Origin of the sequence: Pseudomonas sp. JL2, assembly GCF_031570495.1 — a bacterium.
Taxonomy (GTDB): Bacteria; Pseudomonadota; Gammaproteobacteria; order Pseudomonadales; family Pseudomonadaceae; genus Aquipseudomonas; species Aquipseudomonas rhizophila.
In genome coordinates, this window is sequence record NZ_JAKUDH010000002.1 from 106090 (window position 1) to 125890 (window position 19801).

Here is a 19801-nt window from a genome sequence, read left to right on the forward strand (position 1 = left end):
CCCAACAGGTCTGATTGGTGACACCCGCAAGAGACTTCGCGGGGTAAGGGCGGAACCCTAAGCAGCCGTTACCACAGCAACGGATATGTACCCCAACCAACCCAACCGAAAAAACAGCATTACCCCCTATCGCCACCGAGGTCCCAGAAAGCAGCCATAAAAAAAGGCCACCCAAAGGCAGCCTTTAAAAACTAGAGAGGTTTTTATGCTTACACGGCCGCTACAGGGCGCATGTAAGAGATTGGTGCGGTGCTGGCGTCTTCGAACGTCACGACTTCCCAAGCATCTTTCTGCTCAATCAACTTGCGCAGCAGCTGGTTGTTCAGCGCGTGGCCGGACTTGAAGCCTTTGAACTCACCAATCAGGCTATTGCCCAGCAGGTAGAGGTCGCCGATTGCATCGAGAATCTTGTGCTTGACGAATTCGTCTTCATAACGAAGGCCGTCCTCGTTCAACACACCATCGGAATCGACCACGATCGCGTTTTCAACACTGCCGCCGAGTGCGAGGTTGTGCTTGCGCAGGTACTCGATGTCACTCATGAAACCAAAGGTACGGGCGCGGCTGACTTCTTTTACGAACGAAGTGCTGGAAAAGTCCACGCTTGCACTCTGGGTGCGGTCACGGAAAACCGGGTGATCGAAATCGATCTCGAAGCTCACCTTGAAACCTTCGAAAGGCACGAAAGTGGCGCGTTTGTCGCCGTCTTCCACTGTCACTTCCCGCAGGATACGGATGAACTTCTTGGCTGCGTCCTGCTCTTCCAGGCCAGCCGATTGAATCAGGAATACGAAGGGTCCGGCACTGCCATCCATGATCGGGACTTCGGACGCGGAGAGCTCGACGTAGGCGTTATCGATGCCCAGGCCAGCCATAGCCGAGAGCAAATGCTCCACCGTATCCACTTTGGTGTCACCGTTGACCAGTGTGGTCGACATAGTGGTTTCACCAACGTTTTCCGCGCGAGCAGGGATCTGCACCACAGGGTCGAGGTCGGCACGACAAAACACGATGCCAGTATCGACAGGCGCGGGCTTGAGGGTCAGGTAGACCTTCTCGCCGGAGTGCAAGCCGACACCTGTGGCACGGATAATATTCTTCAGGGTGCGTTGTTTAATCATGGCATGGGCCGCTTCAGCGCAAATTGCGAACTGGTATCAACAAAGGCTGGCGATAATAGCAGACCAGACCTTTGCTGAACACCAATCACCCGTATCCCCCTGATACATTTCATCAATCGGCCTGACGACGCAGGAATGCCGGGATGTCCAGGTAATCCAGATCGTCTTGCGGATTCATCTTCGCGGCAGTCGCAGCACCGGCCTGAGCCTGGTTGCGCATGACGGTCGGACGGTCCAGGTCACGGTAGTTCACCGCGGGTTGTTCCTGACGAGCGGCTGCTTGTTGCTGCGGCTGCGATGCCAGGGAGGTCTGAACGGTGTTGTCGATCACCTTCATCGGTTTCTCGATTTTCGCGCCCAGGCCAGTGGCAACCACGGTCACGTGCAGCTCGTCACGCATGTCAGGATCGATCACGGTGCCGACCTTGACCATGGCGTGGTCGGAAGCGAACGCTTCGATGATGCTACCCACGTCGGAGTACTCGCCCAGGGACAGGTCCGGACCGGCGGTGATGTTCACCAGGATGCCACGGGCGCCCTGCAGGTTGACGTCTTCGAGCAACGGGTTGCGGATAGCCGCTTCGGTAGCTTCGCGAGCACGGTTCGGACCGCTGGCGCAGCCAGTGCCCATCATCGCCATGCCCATTTCGGACATCACGGTGCGTACGTCGGCGAAGTCGACGTTGATCATGCCTGGACGCTTGATGATGTCGGAGATACCGCGAACGGCACCGGCCAGTACGTCATCGGCCTTGGCGAAAGCCGACAGCAGGCTTGCGTCCTTACCCAGGATGGTCAGCAGCTTCTCGTTGGGAATGGTGATCAACGAGTCGACGCTTTCGCTCAGTGCGCGGATGCCCTCATCGGCAATCTGCATGCGCTTGCGGCCTTCGAACGGGAATGGACGGGTCACCACCGCAACGGTGAGGATGCCCATTTCCTTGGCTACTTCGGCGATGATCGGCGCCGCACCGGTACCGGTACCGCCGCCCATGCCAGTGGTGATGAACACCATGTTGGTGCCAGCCAGGACTTCAGCGATGCGCTCGCGGTCTTCCAGGGCAGCCTGACGGCCAACCTCGGGATTGGCGCCGGCACCCAGGCCTTTGGTCACGCCGGTACCCAGTTGAAGGATGGTTCGCGCGCCGATGTTTTTCAGCGCTTGAGCATCAGTGTTGGCGCAAATGAATTCGACGCCTTCGATGTTGCTCTTGACCATGTGGTTGACAGCGTTGCCGCCGCCACCGCCGACACCGATTACCTTGATAACCGGGCTAGCGGGGATGTTGTCTACGAGTTCGAACATTTTCCCTCTCCTTTCATTCTCTAGTTTTTTCGCCTACTGCGTTTGTTGCATCTTCCAGTGCCAAGCCAGAGGCTCGTCGCTTGAAGCTTTAAACCTGTTGCTAAAAATTGCCCTTCACCCAAGCCTGGAGCCGCTCGAAAAGCGGCGCCTTCGGCTCGTCGCTGTTGTAGCTGTCGCGGCTGCCGATGCCCGAGAACGAAACCCCGTCGGACTGCTTCTGCAGGCCGTACATCAACAGGCCCACGCCGGTGGAGTAAATCGGGTTGCGGACCACGTCATCCAGGCCCTTGACGCCATGGGGCACGCCCAGGCGCACCGGCATGTGGAAAATCTCTTCGGCCAGTTCGACCGCGCCTTCCATCTTCGACGTACCGCCGGTCAGCACGATGCCGGCCGGGATCAGGTCTTCGTAGCCACTGCGACGCAGCTCAGCCTGGATCAGCGTGAACAGCTCGTCGTAACGCGGCTCGACCACTTCGGCCAACGCCTGGCGGGACAACTCGCGCGGAGGACGTTCGCCAACGCTTGGCACTTTGATGGTTTCACCGGCACCGGCCAGTTTCGCCAGGGCGCAGGCGTAGCGGATCTTGATTTCTTCGGCGTACTGGGTCGGAGTGCGCAAGGCCATGGCGATGTCGTTGGTGACCTGATCACCGGCAATCGGGATCACTGCCGTGTGGCGGATCGCGCCTTCGGTGAAGATCGCGATGTCGGTGGTGCCGCCGCCGATGTCCACCAGGCACACGCCCAGTTCCTTCTCGTCGTCAGTCAGTACCGAGTAGGCCGAGGCCAGTTGCTCGAGGATGATGTCGTCGATTTCCAGACCGCAACGGCGTACGCATTTCTCGATGTTCTGCGCGGCGTTCACGGCACAGGTCACCACGTGGACCTTGGCTTCCAGGCGCACGCCGGACATGCCCAGGGGCTCCCGCACGCCTTCCTGGTTATCGATCACGTAATCCTGCGGCAGGGTGTGCAGCACACGCTGGTCGGCCGGGATCGCCACGGCCTGCGCCGCGTCGAGCACGCGCTCAAGGTCAGCGGAGCTGACTTCACGGTCACGAATCGCCACGATGCCGTGGGAGTTCAGGCTGCGGATGTGATTACCTGCCACACCGACGAACGCCGAGTGGATCCGGCAACCGGCCATCAGCTGCGCTTCTTCAATGGCACGCTGGATCGATTGCACGGTGGACTCAATGTTCACCACCACGCCTTTTTTCAAGCCACGGGACGGGTGGGTACCGATCCCGACGATGACCAGCGTGCCGTCGTCCGCGACCTCGCCTACCAGCGCAACCACCTTGGAAGTGCCGATATCCAGACCGACGATCATTTTTCCGCTTTGCACGTTTGCCATGGGTCCTGCCTCTTCTTAATTCTTCGCGACGGCGGGTTCAGCCGTCGTGGGCGCTACAGGTTCCCGCCAGCCAACAGCCAGGCCGTTGGCGTAGCGCAGATCGATGCGCGCGATGTTCGTAATCTGGTCTTTGAGCGTCTTGTCATAGATGGCAATGAAGCGGCGCATCTTTTCCACCTGGTTGCCGCGCCCGAGCAGCAGCTCAATGCCCGGCCCCGAGCTGCCCGCGCCAGTGGTCAGGAACCAGCTGCCGCGCTCACGCAACTCCAGGCGCGCGATGGAGAAGCCCAGCGGCCGCAACATCTGACTCAACACCTGGTACTGCTGCATTACTTTCTGCTGGGCCCGCTGAGGACCGAACAGTTGTGGCAAATGTTCGTAGTTGGCCAGTTCCCGCGGCGTGAACGCCTGGCCCTGGTTGTTCAACAGCGACTCGTCACCCCAGCGGGCCACGGGCAGTTGTTCTTCCAGGCGGATCGATACCTGGTCAGGCCATACCCGCCGCACTTCGGCATGGGCGATCCAGGGCATCTGCTCCAGTTCCTTGCGCATGCCCGCCAGGTCGATGGTGAAGAAGCTCGACGCCACGAATGGGGCGATCCGCTGCTGCACTGCTTGCTGGCTGATGTAGCTCAGGTCGCCCTGCACATTGATCCGGGCGATCGGCCGATCCGCATAGGGCAGCAACCGCTGAGCCCCTTCATACGTACCGAACCCCAACGCCACCAACAACACCGGCCAGAACAGACTCTTGAGAAAACCGAAGTTGGCTTTCGGCAGGCGCGCCGACATCGGCTCTTTGGCCACCATTCGGCTGGCACCCCGCGGCACCGGCTTGCGACCGGGTGCGGATGGCTGATGACGAAGCGATGCGCCTTGCATGCTTAACCTCTTGGCTCTTGAGAGCCGACACTGGCGGCCAGGATCGACAGCACCAGTTGCTGGAAATCCAGGCCGGCGGCACGGGCAGCCATCGGTACCAGGCTGTGATCGGTCATGCCTGGGGCGGTGTTGACTTCCAGGAACCAGAACTGCCCGTCGGCGTCCTGCATCACGTCCGCCCGCCCCCAACCGGCAATACCCAGCGCCTCACAGGCCTTGGCCGTGAGGTCCATCAGTTGTTTTTCCTTGGCGCTGTCCAGCCCGCATGGAATGCGGTACTGGGTGTCATTGGCCACGTACTTGGCGTCGTAGTCGTAGAACGTGTGCGGCGTGCCCAGGGCAATCGGGGGCAACACCTGGTCACGCAGGGTGGCGATGGTGAACTCGGGACCGGTGATCCACTGCTCGACCAACACTTGCGAGTCGTAGGAACTGGCGTCTTTCCATGCCGCGGTCAACTCAGGCAGCGAAGTCACTTTCGCCATGCCGATACTTGAACCTTCATGGGCCGGTTTGACGATCAAAGGGAAGCCCAGTTCCGTGGCCGCCGAAATACAATCGGCCTCGGATGCCAGCACGGCGTGACGGGGCGTGGGAATGCCGAGACTGTGCCAGACCTGCTTGGTGCGCAGTTTGTCCATGGCCAAGGCAGACGCCAGGATGCCGCTGCCGGTGTAAGGGATACCCAGGCATTCGAGCAGGCCCTGCATGCTGCCGTCTTCGCCGCCGCGGCCATGAAGAATGATGAACGCGCGGTCGATTTTTTCGTTCAGCAGGCGCTGCAAAAAGTCGTCGCCTACGTCGATGCCGAACGCGTCGACACCGGCGCTTTGCAGGGCTTGCAGCACGGCGTTGCCAGACTTGAGGGACACTTCGCGCTCGGCGCTCTTGCCGCCGAACAGCACGGCGACGCGGCCGAAGGCTTTCGGGTCCAGGGTCGAAACCAGGTTGGCGTAGGCAGCAGTCATTTCAGTTTCCCCTCGCTGGATGCCACGATTGCCCCGGCGAATAACGGACTTTTCAACAGTTTCGGGGCCAGGCCACCGATGTCACCGGCGCCTTGGCACAGCAGGATGTCGCCAGCGCGCAGCAGCGGTTTGACCAGCGGTGCGAGGTCCACGCCGCGCTCGATGTAGATCGGGTCCAACTGACCGCGTTGGCGAATGCTGTGGCACAGCTGACGGCTGTCGGCACCCGGGATCGGCTCCTCGCCGGCCGGATAGACTTCCATCAGCAGCAGCACATTGGCGTCGGCCAAAACCTGGACGAAATCGTCGTACAGGTCGCGGGTACGGCTGTAGCGGTGCGGCTGGTAGACCATCACCAGGCGACGCTCCGGCCAGCCACCGCGCACGGCCTTGATCACCGCCGCGACTTCGGTCGGGTGGTGGCCGTAATCGTCCACCAGCATCACGTTGCCGCCGTCCACCGGCAGTTCGCCGTAGACCTGGAAACGTCGTCCCACGCCCTGGAACCCGGACAGGCCCTGGACAATGGCTTCGTCACTGACACCTTCGTCGGTGGCGATGCAAATGGTGGCCAGGGCATTGAGCACGTTGTGGTTGCCCGGCATGTTCACCGACACATCCAGCGGCTCGCGGTCAGGGCGCAGCACCGTGAAGAACGTCTGCATGCCCTGCTGGCGCACGTTGATGGCGCGCACGTCGACTTCTTCGCCAAAACCGTAGGTCACGGTCGGGCGCTTGATCAGCGGCAGGATCTCGCGCACCACCGGATCGTCCAGGCACACCACTGCCAAACCGTAGAACGGCAGGTTGTGGAGGAACTCGACGAAGGTTTTCTTCAGTTTGTTGAAGTCACCGTCGTAGGTCGCCATGTGGTCGGCGTCGATGTTGGTGACCACGGCCACCAGCGGCTGCAGGTGCAAGAAGCTCGCATCGCTTTCGTCGGCCTCGGCGATCAGGTAACGGCTGGTGCCCAGCTGGGCATTGGTACCCGCGGCATTCAGGCGACCGCCGATCACGAAGGTCGGGTCCAGACCACCGGCAGCGAACACCGAGGCGATCAGGCTGGTGGTGGTGGTCTTGCCATGGGTACCGGCAACGGCGATGCCGTGGCGATAACGCATCAGTTCGGCCAGCATCTCGGCACGCGGCACCACGGGAATGCGCCGCTCCAGGGCGGTCGCGACTTCCGGGTTGGAGGTGTTCACGGCGCTGGAGACCACCAGCACATCAGCGTTGGCGGCGTTCTCGGCACGGTGGCCGATGAAAATCTGCGCGCCAAAGGACTCCAGGCGCTCGGTAACCGGCGAGGCTTTCAGATCGGAACCGGAAACCTCATAGCCCAGGTTCAGCAACACTTCGGCGATCCCGCACATGCCCACGCCGCCGATACCGACGAAATGGATACGGCGGATACGGCGCATTTCCGGTTGCGGCATCGCTTTGCGATTCTCAACCATGGGCCACCTCCAGGCAGGTATCGACCACTTGGGCCGTGGCGTCGGGTTTGGCCAGGCGACGGGCGGCGCGGGCCATGTCTTCGATTGTTTGCGGTTGCATCAAAACCTCTGTCAGGCGCGCGGCAAGATCCGCGGCACCAGTCGTTCTTTGCGGCATCAGGAAGGCAGCGCCTTCACGGGCCAAATAATCGGCGTTGCGGGTCTGGTGGTCGTCGATGGCGTGGGGCAAAGGCACCAGCATCGAGGGCAGACCGGCGGCAGCCAGTTCGCTGATGGTCAACGCGCCTGCGCGGCAGACCACCAGGTCGGCCCAGCCATAGGCTTGGGCCATGTCTTTGATGAAAGGCTGCACTTGCGCCTCGACGCCTGCGGCGCGATAACGCTGGGCGGTGATTTCATCGTGGTTTTTGCCGGCCTGGTGAAACACCTCGGGCCGCAGTTCGGGAGCGACCTGCGACAAGGCTTCGGGCAGCAATTTGTTCAACGGCTCCGCCCCCAGGCTTCCGCCCAGGATCAGCAAACGCGCCTTGCGTCCGGCCAGGGCCGGGCGCGGTGTATCGAGGAACAGCTCGGTACGCACCGGGTTACCGGTGGTACGACGGCTGCCCGACAGGGTAAAGGTGTCGGGAAAGGCTTCACAGACTCGAGCGGCCAACGGCACCAGTAACCGATTGGCGGTACCGGCCACGGCGTTCTGCTCGTGAACGATAACCGGCACGCCGGCCAGTTTTGCCGCGACACCGCCAGGACCGGTCACGTAACCACCAAAGCCCACCACGCATACCGGCCGCAACCGACGAATGATCGCCCGGGCCTGCCAGATCGACTTGAGCAGCATCAGCGGTGCCTTGAGCAGCGACAACTTGCCTTTGCCCCGCAGGCCGCTGGCGTTGATCCGGTGCAGTTCCAGGCCGGCGGCGGGCACCAGCTCGTTCTCGATGCCCCGTGGCGTGCCCAGCCAGTGCACGGTGTAACCGCGCGCCTGGAACTCCCGGGCACAGGCCAGCGCCGGGAACACATGCCCCCCGGTTCCGCCGGCCATGATCAGCACGTTAGCGCCCATGAGTCGGCTCCTCGGCGAAGTCGCTCTCCTGGAATTCCATCTCTTCGCTGCCCAGGTGGGTTCGACTCTCCCATTCGATGCGCAACAACAAGCCCAGACAGGCACAGCAAATCACCAGGGAACTGCCGCCGTAACTGAGGAACGGCAGCGTCAGGCCTTTGGTTGGCAACAGGCCGACGTTCACGCCGATGTTGATCAGGAACTGACCGATCCACAGGAACGACAAGCCATACGCCACGTACGCGGCGAAATACTGCTTGGCCCGCTCGGCCCACAAACCGATGTACATGCCGCGCACACAGACAAATACGAACAACCCGACGGTGAGCAGCGAACCGACCACGCCCAGTTCTTCGGCCAATACCGAGAACACGAAGTCGGTATGGGCTTCGGGCAAATAGAACTGCTTCTGTACGCTGTTGCCCAGGCCTACGCCCAGCCATTCGCCGCGACCGAAGGCGATCAGGGCCTGGGTCAATTGATAGCCGGAACCGAACTGGTCGGCCCACGGGTCGGTAAACGTGATCAGACGCGCCATCCGGTAAGGTTGCGCCTGCACCAGCACCGTCACCGCTCCGACCGCCAGCGCCACCATCAGGGTGAAGCGAAACAGCCCGACACCGCCGAGGAACAGCATCGCCGCCGCGGCGCCCATCATCACCACCGTGGCGCCGAAATCCGGCTCCATCAGCAGCAGGCCGGCCATCGGCAGCAACACAATGAACGGCTTGAAAAAACCCATCCAGCTCTCGCGCACTTCTTTCTGACGACGCACCAGATACCCAGCGAGGTAGATCACCACGAAGACCTTGGCGATTTCCGAAGGCTGTACGTTGAAGAAGCTGAAGCCGATCCAGCGCATCGAGCCGTTGACCTCGCGACCGATGCCCGGCAACAGCACCATCACCAACAGACCAAAGGCACCGAGCAACATCATCCAACCCAGGCGTTGCCAGGTGGCGATCGGCACCATCATGGTGACAATGCACGCGACCAAACCGATCACCAGGTAAATCAGGTGACGAATCATGTGATAAAGGGTGTTGCCCGATTGCACGGCAGCCACTTCCGACGATGCGGAAGTGATCATCACCAGGCCCAGGCCCAGCAGCGCCAGGCAACCGACGAGCATCGGGAAATCCAGGTCGATGCCGCGCCCGGTGATCAGCGGAGACGGGTATGGCTTGATGATGTTCATCAGGTTCATGCCAAGCCCTCCACGGCCCGGGCGAACAACTGCCCGCGCTCTTCGTAGTTCTTGAACATGTCGAAACTGGCGCAGGCCGGCGACAACAGCACGGCATCGCCCGACTGTGCGAGGGCGCGGCATTGCTGCACCGCTTCGTCCAGCGAAGCGACGCGAACCAGCGGCACGCCGTCGCCGAGGGCTTGGGCGATCAATTCGCGATCACGCCCCATCAGCACCACGGCCCGGCAGTTGGCCGCCACCGGATCGCGCAGGTCCTTGAAGTCGGCACCCTTGCCGTCGCCGCCGGCGATCAGCACGAGCTTGCCTTGGATGTCCGCGCCCAGGCCCTCAATGGCAGCCAGCGCGGCACCCACGTTGGTGGCCTTGGAATCGTTGTACCAGGCCACCCCGTCAAGATCGCGAACCCACTGGCAGCGGTGCTCGAGCCCGGCAAACGTGCGCAGGGCCGACAGCATGGCGTCGAACGGCAGACCGACCGCATGTCCCAGGGCCAGCGCCGCCAGGGCATTGGCCTGGTTGTGGGCGCCACGAATCTTCAGCTCGCGCACCGGCATCAGGTTCTGGAATTCGAAGGCCAGGTATTTCTCGCCATTCTCTTCGCGCAACCCGAAGCCTTTGAAATCCGGCACACCGAGGCCGAAGGACCAGCATGGCATGCCCTCGCCCAGCAACGGACGAGTCAGGGCGTCCTGACGGTTGAACACTACCTGCCGAGCCCCCCGGAAAATCCGGTGCTTGGCCAGGTGATAAGCCGGCAGGCCGCTATAGCGGTCCATGTGGTCTTCGCTGATGTTGAGCACGGTCGCCACTTCGGCGCCCAAGTGGTCGGTGGTTTCAAGCTGGAAGCTCGACAACTCCATCACGTACAGCTCGACGTCATCACTGAGCAGATCCAGCGCCGGGGTTCCCAGGTTGCCACCCACGGCAACCCGCTTACCGGCCGCCGCAGCCATTTCACCCACCAGGGTGGTGACGGTGCTTTTTGCGTTGGAGCCGCTGATGGCGATGATCGGCGCCTTGGCGTGACGGGCGAACAGCTCGATGTCACCGGACAACTTCACGCCACGGGCGGCGGCGGCCTGCAAGGCCGGGGTTGCCAGCGCAAGGCCGGGGCTCACGTAGAGCTCGTCGGCGCGGCACAGGAACTCGACATCCAGCTCGCCACAACGCACGTCCACCTGCGGGTAGTCACGACGCAGCGTGGCCAGCTCAGGTGGATTTTCCCGCGTATCGGCCACGGCAAACGACACGCCCCGGTTCGCCAGGAAGCGAACCAGGGACATGCCGCTCTTGCCGAGGCCGACAACGATGCGGAAGTGGTCAGAAGCGATCAGGGACACTCGTTCTACCTCAGCTTCAGGGTGGCAAGGCCGACCAGGACCAGAATCACGGTGATGATCCAGAAACGGACAATCACACGCGGCTCGGGCCAGCCCTTGAGTTCAAAGTGGTGGTGGATCGGCGCCATGCGAAATACCCGGCGGCCGGTCAATTTAAAGGAAGCAACCTGAATGACGACTGACAGCGTCTCCATCACGAACACACCGCCCATGATGAACAGGACGATTTCCTGGCGAACGATGACGGCGATGGTGCCCAGGGCCGCGCCCAGCGCCAGCGCGCCGACATCGCCCATGAAGACCTGCGCCGGGTAGGTGTTGAACCACAGGAAACCCAGGCCGGCACCGATCAGCGCACCGCAGAACACGATCAGCTCGCCCGCCCCCGGCACATAGGGGATCAGCAGGTATTCAGCGAATTTCACGTTACCCGACAGGTAGCAGAAGATCCCCAGCGCGCCGCCCACCATCACGGTCGGCATGATCGCCAGGCCATCGAGGCCATCAGTCAGGTTGACCGCGTTGCTCGAGCCGACGATCACCAGGTAGGTCAGCACGATGAAGCCTGCGCCCAGCGGGATGCTGTAATCCTTGAGCATCGGCAGAATCAGGGTGGTTTCCACCGGGGAGGCTGCGGTCATATAAAGGAAGATCGCCGCGCCGAGGCCGAATACCGACTGCCAGAAATACTTCCAGCGGCTCGGCAGCCCCCGGGAGTTCTTCTCGATGACCTTGCGGTAGTCGTCGACCCAGCCGATGGCGCCGAACAACAGGGTCACCAGCAATACCACCCACACATACCGGTTCGCCAGGTCGGCCCAGAGCACGGTACTGATGCCAATGGACGACAGGATCAGCGCGCCGCCCATGGTCGGAGTACCGGATTTGGACAGGTGCGATTGCGGGCCGTCATTGCGGACCGACTGACCGATTTGCAGGTTCTGCAAGGTGCGGATCATCCACGGGCCCAGGAACAGCGACAACGACAACGCGGTCAGCACACCCAGGATCCCGCGCAGGGTCAGGTACTGGAAGACCGCGAAGCCTTTGTGGAACTGTTGCAGGTACTCCGCTAGCAGCAGCAGCATTAATGTTTCTCCATACGGGAACCGCACAGCGCCGCGACGATGTTTTCCATCGCGGCACTGCGTGAGCCCTTGATCAATAAGGTGGTGTTCGGGTCCTGCTCGGCGCTCAGGGCCTGAATCAACTCGGCCTGAGTGCTGAAATGCTGTGCGTGCTCGCCAAACGCGGCCACCGCATGGGCCATCATCGGGCCGACGGCATACAGTGCATCGACCTTGCCACGCGCGTAGGCGCCGACATCGTGATGCCCCTGTTGCGCCCATTCGCCCAACTCGCCGATATCTCCCAGCACCAGCACGGTACGGCCGGGGAAACCGGCGAGGATATCGACCGCGGCGCACATGGACGTCGGGTTGGCGTTGTAGGTGTCGTCGATCACGCGCATGCCGTTGCTGGCCAATTGCGCAACGGAACGCCCCTTGACCGGTTGCACCGCGTTCAAGCCGGCCACGATGCCCGGCAACGACACGCCCAAAGCATGGGCCGCAGCCGCAGCGGCCAGGGCGTTGGCGACGTTATGGGTGCCAAGCAGGTTCAACTGGACCCGCTCTGCACCGTCGGGGCTGTGCAGGTTGAAGGCCGGGCAGCCGCGAGCATCGCGGTCCAGGTCGCTGGCGTAAAAATTCGCCGCCACATTGCTCAAGGCAAATGTCAGGACCTTGCGCCCAGCCGCCCGGGTCTTCCAGATTTCGAAGGCCTTGTCGTCAAGATTCAGCACGGCGACGCCATCGGCATCCAGCCCCTCGAGAATCTCGCCCTTGGCCTCAACGATTTTGTCCGGACCACCGAACTCACCGACGTGGGCGGTCCCGGCGTTGTTGATCACGGCCACGTGAGGTTTGGTCATGCCCACGGTGTAGGCGATCTCACCGAGCCGCGAGGCACCGAGCTCAATGACCGCGGCACTGTGTTGCGGTGCCAGTTCCAGCAATGTCAGGGGTACACCCAGGTCATTATTAAGATTGCCACGAGTCGCCAATACCGGACCGCGGGTGCGCAAGATGCTCGCGAGCATTTCCTTGACCGTGGTCTTGCCACTGGAGCCGGTGATGGCCGCGACCGGGTTGCGGTATGCGGCGCGGTTCAATGCACCGAGCTGGCCCAGGGCCTGGCGAGTGTCGTTTACCTGCAATTGCGCCAGCGTGCTGTTGGTCACTTCCCGCTCGACCAGCGCCGCGACCGCACCTTTGGCGGCCACGTCGTTCAGGTAATCGTGGCCGTCAAAACGCGGCCCGGCCAGGGCAACGAACAATTGCCCCGGGGCAATCGCCCGGCTGTCGATGCTCACCCCATCGAAACTGGCGTCAGCCGCGATCAGCCGCGCCTGCAGGATATTGGTCAGCTCGCTGAGCTTCAAAGCCTTAAGCATGGGCCACCTCCCACGCGGTCAGGGCATGATCGGCTTCCACCAAATCGGAAAATGCGTGGCGTTCGCCGTTGATTTCCTGATAGTCCTCATGGCCTTTACCGGCCAGGACAATGACGTCGTCCGCCGACGCACCGGCGATCAACTGGGCAATGGCCTGGCCGCGACCGGCCACGAAGGTGACGTTATCCACCGCCGAGAAGCCGGCGCGGATGTCGTCGAAAATCTGCGACGGGTCTTCGGTGCGCGGATTGTCGTCGGTGACCACTACACCGTCGGCCAAGCGCTCCACCACTTCGGCCATCAGCGCACGCTTGCCACGGTCACGATCACCGCCGCAGCCGAACAGGCACAGCAACTTGCCCTTGGCGTGTGGCCGCAGGGCCATCAGGACTTTTTCCAACGCATCCGGGGTATGGGCGTAATCGACCACCACCAACGGTTGCGTTCCGCCGCCCAGCCGTTGCATACGTCCGGCCGGCCCTTCGAGTTTGGGCAGGACCTTGAGGATTTCATCCAGGGCGTAGTCCAGGCCAAGCAAGGCACCCACGGCGGCCAACACATTGCTCAGGTTGAAACGCCCCAACAAGGTGCTGCGCAGGTGGTGTTCGCCTTGGGGCGTAACCAAGGTCGCGCGCACGCCTTCGTCATCGAATTGCGCCTGGCGTACATAAAGGTAGGCGCTGGCATCTTCCAGGCTGTAGGTGATCAACCGGGACTCGCGCTTATCGGCGGCCAATTGCCGGCCGAACGCGTCGTCAAGGTTGAGGACCCGGCACTTCAAGTCATTCCAGGCAAACAACCTGGCTTTTGCTTCGCCGTAAGCCTGCATGGTGCCGTGGTAATCCAGGTGATCGCGCGACAGGTTGGTCAATACCGCGACGTCGAACGCCAGAGCCGTCACGCGCCCCTGATCCAGGCCATGGGAAGAGACTTCCATCGCAACAGCCTTGGCTCCGGCCTTTTTCAGGTCGGCCAGGGTTGCTTGCACGGCGATCGGGTTCGGCGTGGTGTGCAGGCCACTCTCCAGCGCGCCGTGGAATCCGTTACCCAAGGTCCCGACGATGCCGCAATGCTGACCCAGCAGATCCAGGGCCTGGGCCACCAGTTGGGAAACGCTGGTCTTGCCGTTGGTGCCGGTCACGCCAATCAGGTTCAAGTGACGACTCGGGTCGCCGTAAAAACGCCCGGCAATGTCCGACAACTGGGCCGCCAGGCCCTTGACCGGAATCAGCGGCACATCAGTGATCGGTAGCACGGTCGCGCCGTCGACTTCATAAGCCACGGCAGCCGCGCCGCGCTTCAAGGCGTCGGCGATGTGGGCGCGACCATCGAACCGGGCACCCGGTACGGCCAGGAACAGATCCCCGGCGCGCACGTGGCGGCTGTCCAGGGCCAATTCGCGAATTAGCAGATCGTGGCCGGCATGGGCAAAAATCTTGTTCAGGCTCAGGGACATCAGCCACGCCCTCCTTCGGCTTTCAAGGGTACGACCGGCGCGGTATTGGCTTGCTGGGTCGGCGGCAGGTTATCCGGGGTGATGTTCATCAGGCGCAGGGTGCCGGACATCACTTTGCTGAACACCGGTGCCGAAACCAGCCCCCCGAAGTAGCCGGCCTTGCTCGGTTCGTCGATGACCACCACGACGGCGTAGCGCGGGTCGCTCATCGGGCCGAAACCGGCGAACAGCGAACGGTAGGAATTCTCGGCATAGCCCTTGACGCCCGCGGAGGTTTTACGGGCCGTACCCGACTTGCCAGCCACGTGATAGGCCGGCACCTGGGCGCGGTACACCCCACGCGGCGCTTCGATCACCTGTTGCAGCATGCCTTGCATGGTCTTGGCGACATCTTCCGGAATGACCTGAGTGGCCTCCGGGGCCTTGTCGGTTTTGATCAGCGACAGCGGAGTCATGCGGCCGTTGTTGGCCAGCACCGAAAACGCGTGGGCCAACTGGATCGCGGTCACGGAAACACCGTAGCCGTATGACAACGTGGCCGTTTCGGCCTTGCGCCACTCACGGTAGTTCGGCAGATTGCCGACCCGCTCGCCAGGAAAGCCCAGGCCAGTGCCCTGGCCAAGACCGATTTTCTGGGCAAGACGGTAAATCGTTTCCCCACCGATATCGAAGGCGATCTTGCTCATGCCCACGTTACTGGAGTTGATCAGGATGCCGGTCAGATCGAGCACTGGGCCTTCGGTCCTGGAAACGTCCCGAATGGTGTACTTGCCGATCTGCAAAGTCCCCGGATATACCTCGACCGTGTCACCCGGCTTCCAGCGCCCGGTTTCCAGGGCCGCCGCCATGGAAACGGCTTTCATGGTCGAGCCCGGTTCGAACACGTCGATCATCGCGCGGTTGCGCATCATCGCCGGTTGCAGGTTGCGGCGATTGTTCGGGTTGTAGGTGGGCTGGTTGACCATGGCCAGGATCTCGCCGGTCTTCACGTCGAGAATCACCAGGCTGCCGGCCTTGGCACCGTTCTCGACGATGGCATTGCGCAGCTCACGGTTGGCCAGATATTGCAGGCGCAGATCAATGGACAACGCCAAGGGCTTGCCGGCCTTGGCGTTTTTGGTGACTTGGACATCCTTGATCAGCCTGCCACGCCGATCCTTGATGACCTGACGCTTGCCGGGAACCCCGGCGAGCCATTCGTCGTAGGCCAACTCGACCCCTTCTCGCCCCCGGTCGTCGATGTCTGTAAAGCCGACCATGTGGGCGGTCACTTCACCAGCCGGATAGAAACGCCGGAATTCTTCGATGCCGTAGACACCCGGCACTTTCAGGTCGAGCACCCTCTGGCCTTGCTCGGGCGTCAACCCGCGCACCAGATAGATGAATTCTTTGTTGGCCTGGGCTTCGAGGCGTTCGGCCAGGGCCTTGGGGTCCTGGCCAAGGGCGGCGGCCAGGGCCGGCCACTTTTCCTTGGCCTGCTGCATTTCCTTGGCGTTTGCCCACAGGGTAGTCACCGGGGTGCTCACAGCCAACGGTTCGCCATTGCGGTCGGTGATCAGGCCGCGGTGAGCCGGGATCGGGATGTGCCGCATGCTACGGGCATCACCCTGCTCTTTGAGGAAGTCACGGTCAACCACTTGCAGATCGATGATCCGCCAGACGATGGCCGCCACCATGATCCCGAGCAGGCCCAGAACCAGGCGGAAGCGCCACGGAAAGAGTGCCCCTTCGAGCTTCATCATGGCGCCACCATCTGCACTTCGGCAGCCCCGGGAATGCGCATTTTCAGCTGTTCGGTCGCCAGTACTTCGATGCGGCTATGGGCGGTCCAGGTGCTCTGCTCCAGGATCAACCGGCCCCACTCGGCCTGGGCCTTGTCGCGCACGCTCAGTTCGCTGTAGAGGGTGTTGAGCAACTGCCGGTTCCAGTGCGCGCTGTAGGACACGGCGATGGCCGACACGAGCACGCCGATAAACAACAGCAGCATGAAAAAGCTGCCGCCAGGCAGGGGCTTGGCGAAGAGCTTGCTCACCGCAACTTCTCCGCAACACGCATGACGGCGCTACGGGCACGCGGGTTGGCCTTGAGTTCAGCCTCGGAGGCGAACTGCGCCTTGCCATGAATCTTGATTTTCGGCACGAAGGCTTCGAAACGCACCGGCAGGTTGCGCGGCAGGTTATCGGCCTCACCCTTGGTGAGCTTGCGCATGAACAGTTTGACGATGCGGTCTTCCAGGGAATGGAAGCTGATCACCACCAGTCGCCCGCCGACTTCAAGTGCTTCAAGTGCCGCCTCAAGGCCGGCCTCCAGATCACCCAGTTCATTATTGACGTGGATGCGCAAACCCTGGAAAGCCCGGGTAGCCGGGTTCTTGCCCTTCTCCCATGCCGGGTTGGCGACTTTCAGCACTTCGGCCAGGTCGCCGGTGCGCTCGAACGGTTTGATATCGCGACGCTCGACCACGGCACGGGCCATGCGACCGGAAAAACGTTCTTCGCCGTATTCCTTGAAAACACGGGCGATTTCTTCCACCGCAGCGGTATTGACGAATTCGGCGGCGCTGATTCCGCGGGACGGATCCATGCGCATGTCCAGCGGGCCATCATTGAGAAAACTGAAGCCGCGCTCAGGGTCGTCCAACTGCGGCGAAGACACGCCCAGGTCAAGCAAGACGCCACTGACTTTGCCAGCCAGGCCACGCTGGACGACTTCCGATCCCAGCTCCGCAAAGCTGCGCTGCACAACGACAAAGCGGCCGTCTTCGGCCGCTAGCGCTTGCCCGGTGGCAATCGCTTGAGGATCCTTGTCGAACCCCAGCAGCCGACCGTCCGGACCGAGCTTGCTGAGGATCAGCCGGCTATGCCCGCCGCGCCCGAACGTGCCATCCAGATAGCAGCCATCAGGACGTACGGCGAGAGCCTCGACGGCTTCGTCAAGCAGTACGGTGATGTGGTTAAAGCCGCTATCAATAGTCACAGGATCAAATCACGCAGTTCATCAGGCATGGCGCCCGGTTGTTGAATAGCAGCAAGGTCAGCGGCAGAGACCGCATTCCAGGCATCTTCGTCCCACAGTTGGAACTTGTTCAGTTGGCCCACCAGCATCGCGCGCTTGTCCAGCTTGGCGTATTCGCGCAGGCGCGGCGGAACCAGGAAACGACCGCTGCCGTCGAGTTCGAGGTCGACGGCGTTACCGATCAGCAAGCGTTGCAGGCGGCGGTTTTCTTCACGCAGTGAAGGCAGTGCGCGCAGTTTGGTTTCGATGATTTCCCACTCATCAAGAGGGTAAACACACAAACATGGGTCAACGGCATCGATCGTGACGATTAACTGCCCGGAACTACGCGAAACGAGCTCGTCACGGTACCGGCTCGGCATGGCGAGACGGCCCTTTGCATCGAGACTGATAGCGTTAGCTCCGCGAAACACGTCAGCGTTTCTCCAAAAATTTTGCGTTTTACGCTCAAAAAACCCACTTCATGCCACTTTCCGCCACTTGCGCACACTATAGGAATGCGCCCACCGCACCGTCAAGGCGCGGAGTGAAGGAAAAGCCTTATAGATCGGAGATTTAGGAGCGTATCTGGAGGGGCGATGGGAATCTGACGTAGGATTTTTCGCCACAACTTCAGCGAACACAGGAAGCTGCGCTCAGAAGTTAAAGTGATTTGTTAAGAGTAAGATTTTTTTGGTCTTAGCAATTGCGTCTGCCAGCGATTCTGGCAGGAGGGGAAAAGGTGGAGAGTCGATCTGTAAGCCGGGTTCTGTCTTGAACAGTCATTCGTCTACGATGGCCATCACTGGACATCTTTAGCAACCTACCCGGTCCCAGCGCGGGCCACGCCTTGGGACCCTATTTGGTCTTGCTCCAAGTGGGGTTTACCTAGCCACGAACTGTTGCCAGCCGTGCGGTGCGCTCTTACCGCACCTTTTCACCCTTACCGGCGCCGAAGCGCTTAGGCGGTTATTTTCTGTGGCACTTTCCGTAGGCTCACGCCTCCCAGGCATTACCTGGCACTTCGCCCTATGGAGCCCGGACTTTCCTCCCCCCCCTAATTTTCATAGAGGGCAGCGACTGTCCGATCGACTCTCCGCCGCGAAGGTTAACGGCAGAGCGGCCGAAGAACAAGCGCTAAAAGCCCTTGGCCAGCCCCGCGCCCCGGTTTCACTGGCCCTTCTGTTTTTCCAGCGCGACCTGATACAGGACGTTCTTACGCTCGCCGGTAATCTGCGCCGCGAGGGCGGCGGCGCGCTTGAGGGGCATTTCCTCAAGCAGCAGGTCCAGGATGCGCATCGCTTCACTGCTGACGGTCTCTTCATTGTCCGGCGCCGTCCAGCCCGCCACCAGCACGACGCATTCACCGCGCTGCTGGTTGCTATCGCCTTCGACGAAGGCGCGCAACTGCGCCAGCGGCAACCCCTTGAGGGTTTCGAAGGTTTTGGTCAGCTCTCTGGCGAGCAGCGCCGGGCGCTCCGGACCAAACACCAGCTCCATGTCCTGCAGGCATTCAAGGATGCGGTGCGGCGCCTCATAAAAGATCAACGTACGCGGCTCCTCCTTTATAGACTCCAGGCGCGCCCGTCGCCCCACCGCCTTGGCTGGCAGAAAACCTTCGAAAATGAAACGGTCCGACGGCAGGCCCGCCGCCGAAAGAGCTGCGATCAAGGCGCACGCCCCCGGCACCGGCACTACGTTGATGCCGGCCGCCCGAGCCTGGCGCACCAGGTGATAGCCAGGGTCGGAAATCAGCGGTGTACCCGCGTCGGAAATCAGCGCGACGTTATCGCCCGCCAACAAACGAGTGATAAAACGACTGCCTTCTTCCCGCTCGTTGTGCTCATGACAGGCCGCCAACGGCGTTGAAATGCCGAAATGTTGCAACAAGCGTTGAGAGTGGCGCGTATCTTCGGCCGCAATGAGGGCCACCTCCTGCAGGATTTTCAGCGCCCGGGCACTGATATCGTCCAGGTTGCCGATGGGCGTCGCCACCACATAAAGCGAGCCGGCAGCGGAATTCAAAGCACCTGGAGCAGTCAAAGCGCACACCTCATGATCGGTAAAACCGCCATTGTAGCGCGTAGTGTGCGTCACGACTGCCCGCAGCGCCTCGCTGTCCGGCGACCTGCCGTGCTGCGCCGCAACATTTGAAATACCTAAATTGATCGATTCACGCCACTAACATC

The 19801-nt window shown here is 61.7% G+C and carries 17 protein-coding genes and 1 other RNA gene; all 18 read right to left on the reverse strand.

Features of this window, described 5'->3' with window-relative positions; genetic code table 11:
• Window positions 1-209: 209 nt before the first annotated feature.
• The 18 genes from lpxC to rsmI all read right to left on the reverse strand — a co-directional run bounded on the left by lpxC (window position 210) and on the right by rsmI (window position 19655).
• Window positions 210-1121: a UDP-3-O-acyl-N-acetylglucosamine deacetylase gene (lpxC, locus tag MKS85_RS04485; protein ID WP_030139673.1), complete on the reverse strand. Its 912-nt coding sequence runs from the start codon at window positions 1119-1121 to the stop codon at window positions 210-212.
• 112 nt (window positions 1122-1233) lie between these two features.
• Window positions 1234-2427, reverse strand: a complete 1194-nt coding sequence (gene ftsZ, locus MKS85_RS04490; protein ID WP_047228824.1) for a cell division protein FtsZ — start codon at window positions 2425-2427, stop codon at window positions 1234-1236.
• Between the two features lie 100 nt (window positions 2428-2527).
• Window positions 2528-3787 carry a cell division protein FtsA gene (ftsA, locus tag MKS85_RS04495; protein ID WP_076383614.1) on the reverse strand — a complete coding sequence of 420 codons (1260 nt, stop codon included), beginning with the start codon at window positions 3785-3787 and terminating at the stop codon, window positions 2528-2530.
• Window positions 3788-3802: 15 nt separating this feature from the next.
• Window positions 3803-4669, reverse strand: coding sequence for a cell division protein FtsQ/DivIB (locus MKS85_RS04500; RefSeq protein WP_047228822.1), 867 nt, complete (start codon window positions 4667-4669; stop codon window positions 3803-3805).
• A 2-nt stretch (window positions 4670-4671) separates the two neighbouring features.
• Window positions 4672-5637, reverse strand: coding sequence for a D-alanine--D-alanine ligase (locus tag MKS85_RS04505; RefSeq protein WP_076383613.1), 966 nt, complete (start codon window positions 5635-5637; stop codon window positions 4672-4674).
• Window positions 5634-7094 (reverse strand): UDP-N-acetylmuramate--L-alanine ligase, encoded by a 1461-nt coding sequence (gene murC / locus MKS85_RS04510; RefSeq protein ID WP_047228820.1) that lies wholly within the window; start codon window positions 7092-7094, stop codon window positions 5634-5636. The genes MKS85_RS04505 and murC overlap by 4 nt, the downstream gene beginning before the upstream one ends.
• Window positions 7087-8157, reverse strand: a complete 1071-nt coding sequence (gene murG / locus MKS85_RS04515; protein ID WP_310662764.1) for an undecaprenyldiphospho-muramoylpentapeptide beta-N-acetylglucosaminyltransferase — start codon at window positions 8155-8157, stop codon at window positions 7087-7089. The genes murC and murG overlap by 8 nt, the downstream gene beginning before the upstream one ends.
• A complete protein-coding gene (gene ftsW, locus MKS85_RS04520; RefSeq protein ID WP_047228818.1) occupies window positions 8147-9364 on the reverse strand; it encodes a putative lipid II flippase FtsW in 1218 nt (405 codons plus the stop codon). The genes murG and ftsW overlap by 11 nt, the downstream gene beginning before the upstream one ends.
• Window positions 9361-10707: a UDP-N-acetylmuramoyl-L-alanine--D-glutamate ligase gene (gene murD, locus MKS85_RS04525; RefSeq protein ID WP_188250937.1), complete on the reverse strand. Its 1347-nt coding sequence runs from the start codon at window positions 10705-10707 to the stop codon at window positions 9361-9363. The genes ftsW and murD overlap by 4 nt, the downstream gene beginning before the upstream one ends.
• Before the next feature lie 5 nt (window positions 10708-10712).
• Entirely contained in the window at window positions 10713-11795 is a 1083-nt protein-coding gene (gene mraY, locus MKS85_RS04530) for a phospho-N-acetylmuramoyl-pentapeptide-transferase (protein WP_047228816.1), read from the reverse strand.
• Window positions 11795-13162 (reverse strand): UDP-N-acetylmuramoyl-tripeptide--D-alanyl-D-alanine ligase, encoded by a 1368-nt coding sequence (gene murF / locus MKS85_RS04535; protein ID WP_188250938.1) that lies wholly within the window; start codon window positions 13160-13162, stop codon window positions 11795-11797. Before murF ends, mraY begins: the two co-directional genes overlap by 1 nt.
• Entirely contained in the window at window positions 13155-14618 is a 1464-nt protein-coding gene (locus MKS85_RS04540) for a UDP-N-acetylmuramoyl-L-alanyl-D-glutamate--2,6-diaminopimelate ligase (protein WP_047228814.1), read from the reverse strand. Before MKS85_RS04540 ends, murF begins: the two co-directional genes overlap by 8 nt.
• Window positions 14618-16357, reverse strand: coding sequence for a penicillin-binding protein 2 (locus tag MKS85_RS04545; protein WP_188251019.1), 1740 nt, complete (start codon window positions 16355-16357; stop codon window positions 14618-14620). The genes MKS85_RS04540 and MKS85_RS04545 overlap by 1 nt, the downstream gene beginning before the upstream one ends.
• Window positions 16357-16650, reverse strand: a complete 294-nt coding sequence (ftsL, locus tag MKS85_RS04550) for a cell division protein FtsL (RefSeq protein WP_047228812.1) — start codon at window positions 16648-16650, stop codon at window positions 16357-16359. The genes MKS85_RS04545 and ftsL overlap by 1 nt, the downstream gene beginning before the upstream one ends.
• Window positions 16647-17594 (reverse strand): 16S rRNA (cytosine(1402)-N(4))-methyltransferase RsmH, encoded by a 948-nt coding sequence (rsmH, locus tag MKS85_RS04555; protein ID WP_409078002.1) that lies wholly within the window; start codon window positions 17592-17594, stop codon window positions 16647-16649. Before rsmH ends, ftsL begins: the two co-directional genes overlap by 4 nt.
• On the reverse strand, window positions 17591-18046 hold the full coding sequence (gene mraZ, locus MKS85_RS04560; RefSeq protein ID WP_003205355.1) for a division/cell wall cluster transcriptional repressor MraZ: 456 nt from the start codon (window positions 18044-18046) through the stop codon (window positions 17591-17593). Before mraZ ends, rsmH begins: the two co-directional genes overlap by 4 nt.
• 308 nt (window positions 18047-18354) lie before the next feature.
• Window positions 18355-18708, reverse strand: an RNA gene (gene rnpB / locus MKS85_RS04565) — RNase P RNA component class A.
• Between the two features lie 74 nt (window positions 18709-18782).
• Window positions 18783-19655, reverse strand: a complete 873-nt coding sequence (rsmI, locus tag MKS85_RS04570; RefSeq protein ID WP_139049184.1) for a 16S rRNA (cytidine(1402)-2'-O)-methyltransferase — start codon at window positions 19653-19655, stop codon at window positions 18783-18785.
• Window positions 19656-19801 lie beyond the last annotated feature (146 nt).

Bases quoted from the DNA above. Each gene is read 5' to 3' on its own strand.
- murG (WP_310662764.1), bottom strand. From the start codon at position 8,157: ATGGGCGCTAACGTGCTGATCATGGCCGGCGGAACCGGGGGGCATGTG.
- lpxC (WP_030139673.1), bottom strand. From the start codon at position 1,121: ATGATTAAACAACGCACCCTGAAGAATATTATCCGTGCCACAGGTGTC.
- murC (WP_047228820.1), bottom strand. From the start codon at position 7,094: ATGGTTGAGAATCGCAAAGCGATGCCGCAACCGGAAATGCGCCGTATC.
- murF (WP_188250938.1), bottom strand. From the start codon at position 13,162: ATGCTTAAGGCTTTGAAGCTCAGCGAGCTGACCAATATCCTGCAGGCG.
- ftsA (WP_076383614.1), bottom strand. From the start codon at position 3,787: ATGGCAAACGTGCAAAGCGGAAAAATGATCGTCGGTCTGGATATCGGC.
- MKS85_RS04545 (WP_188251019.1), bottom strand. From the start codon at position 16,357: ATGAAGCTCGAAGGGGCACTCTTTCCGTGGCGCTTCCGCCTGGTTCTG.
- ftsW (WP_047228818.1), bottom strand. From the start codon at position 9,364: ATGAACCTGATGAACATCATCAAGCCATACCCGTCTCCGCTGATCACC.
- MKS85_RS04540 (WP_047228814.1), bottom strand. From the start codon at position 14,618: ATGTCCCTGAGCCTGAACAAGATTTTTGCCCATGCCGGCCACGATCTG.
- MKS85_RS04500 (WP_047228822.1), bottom strand. From the start codon at position 4,669: ATGCAAGGCGCATCGCTTCGTCATCAGCCATCCGCACCCGGTCGCAAG.
- ftsZ (WP_047228824.1), bottom strand. From the start codon at position 2,427: ATGTTCGAACTCGTAGACAACATCCCCGCTAGCCCGGTTATCAAGGTA.
- mraY (WP_047228816.1), bottom strand. From the start codon at position 11,795: ATGCTGCTGCTGCTAGCGGAGTACCTGCAACAGTTCCACAAAGGCTTC.
- MKS85_RS04505 (WP_076383613.1), bottom strand. From the start codon at position 5,637: ATGACTGCTGCCTACGCCAACCTGGTTTCGACCCTGGACCCGAAAGCC.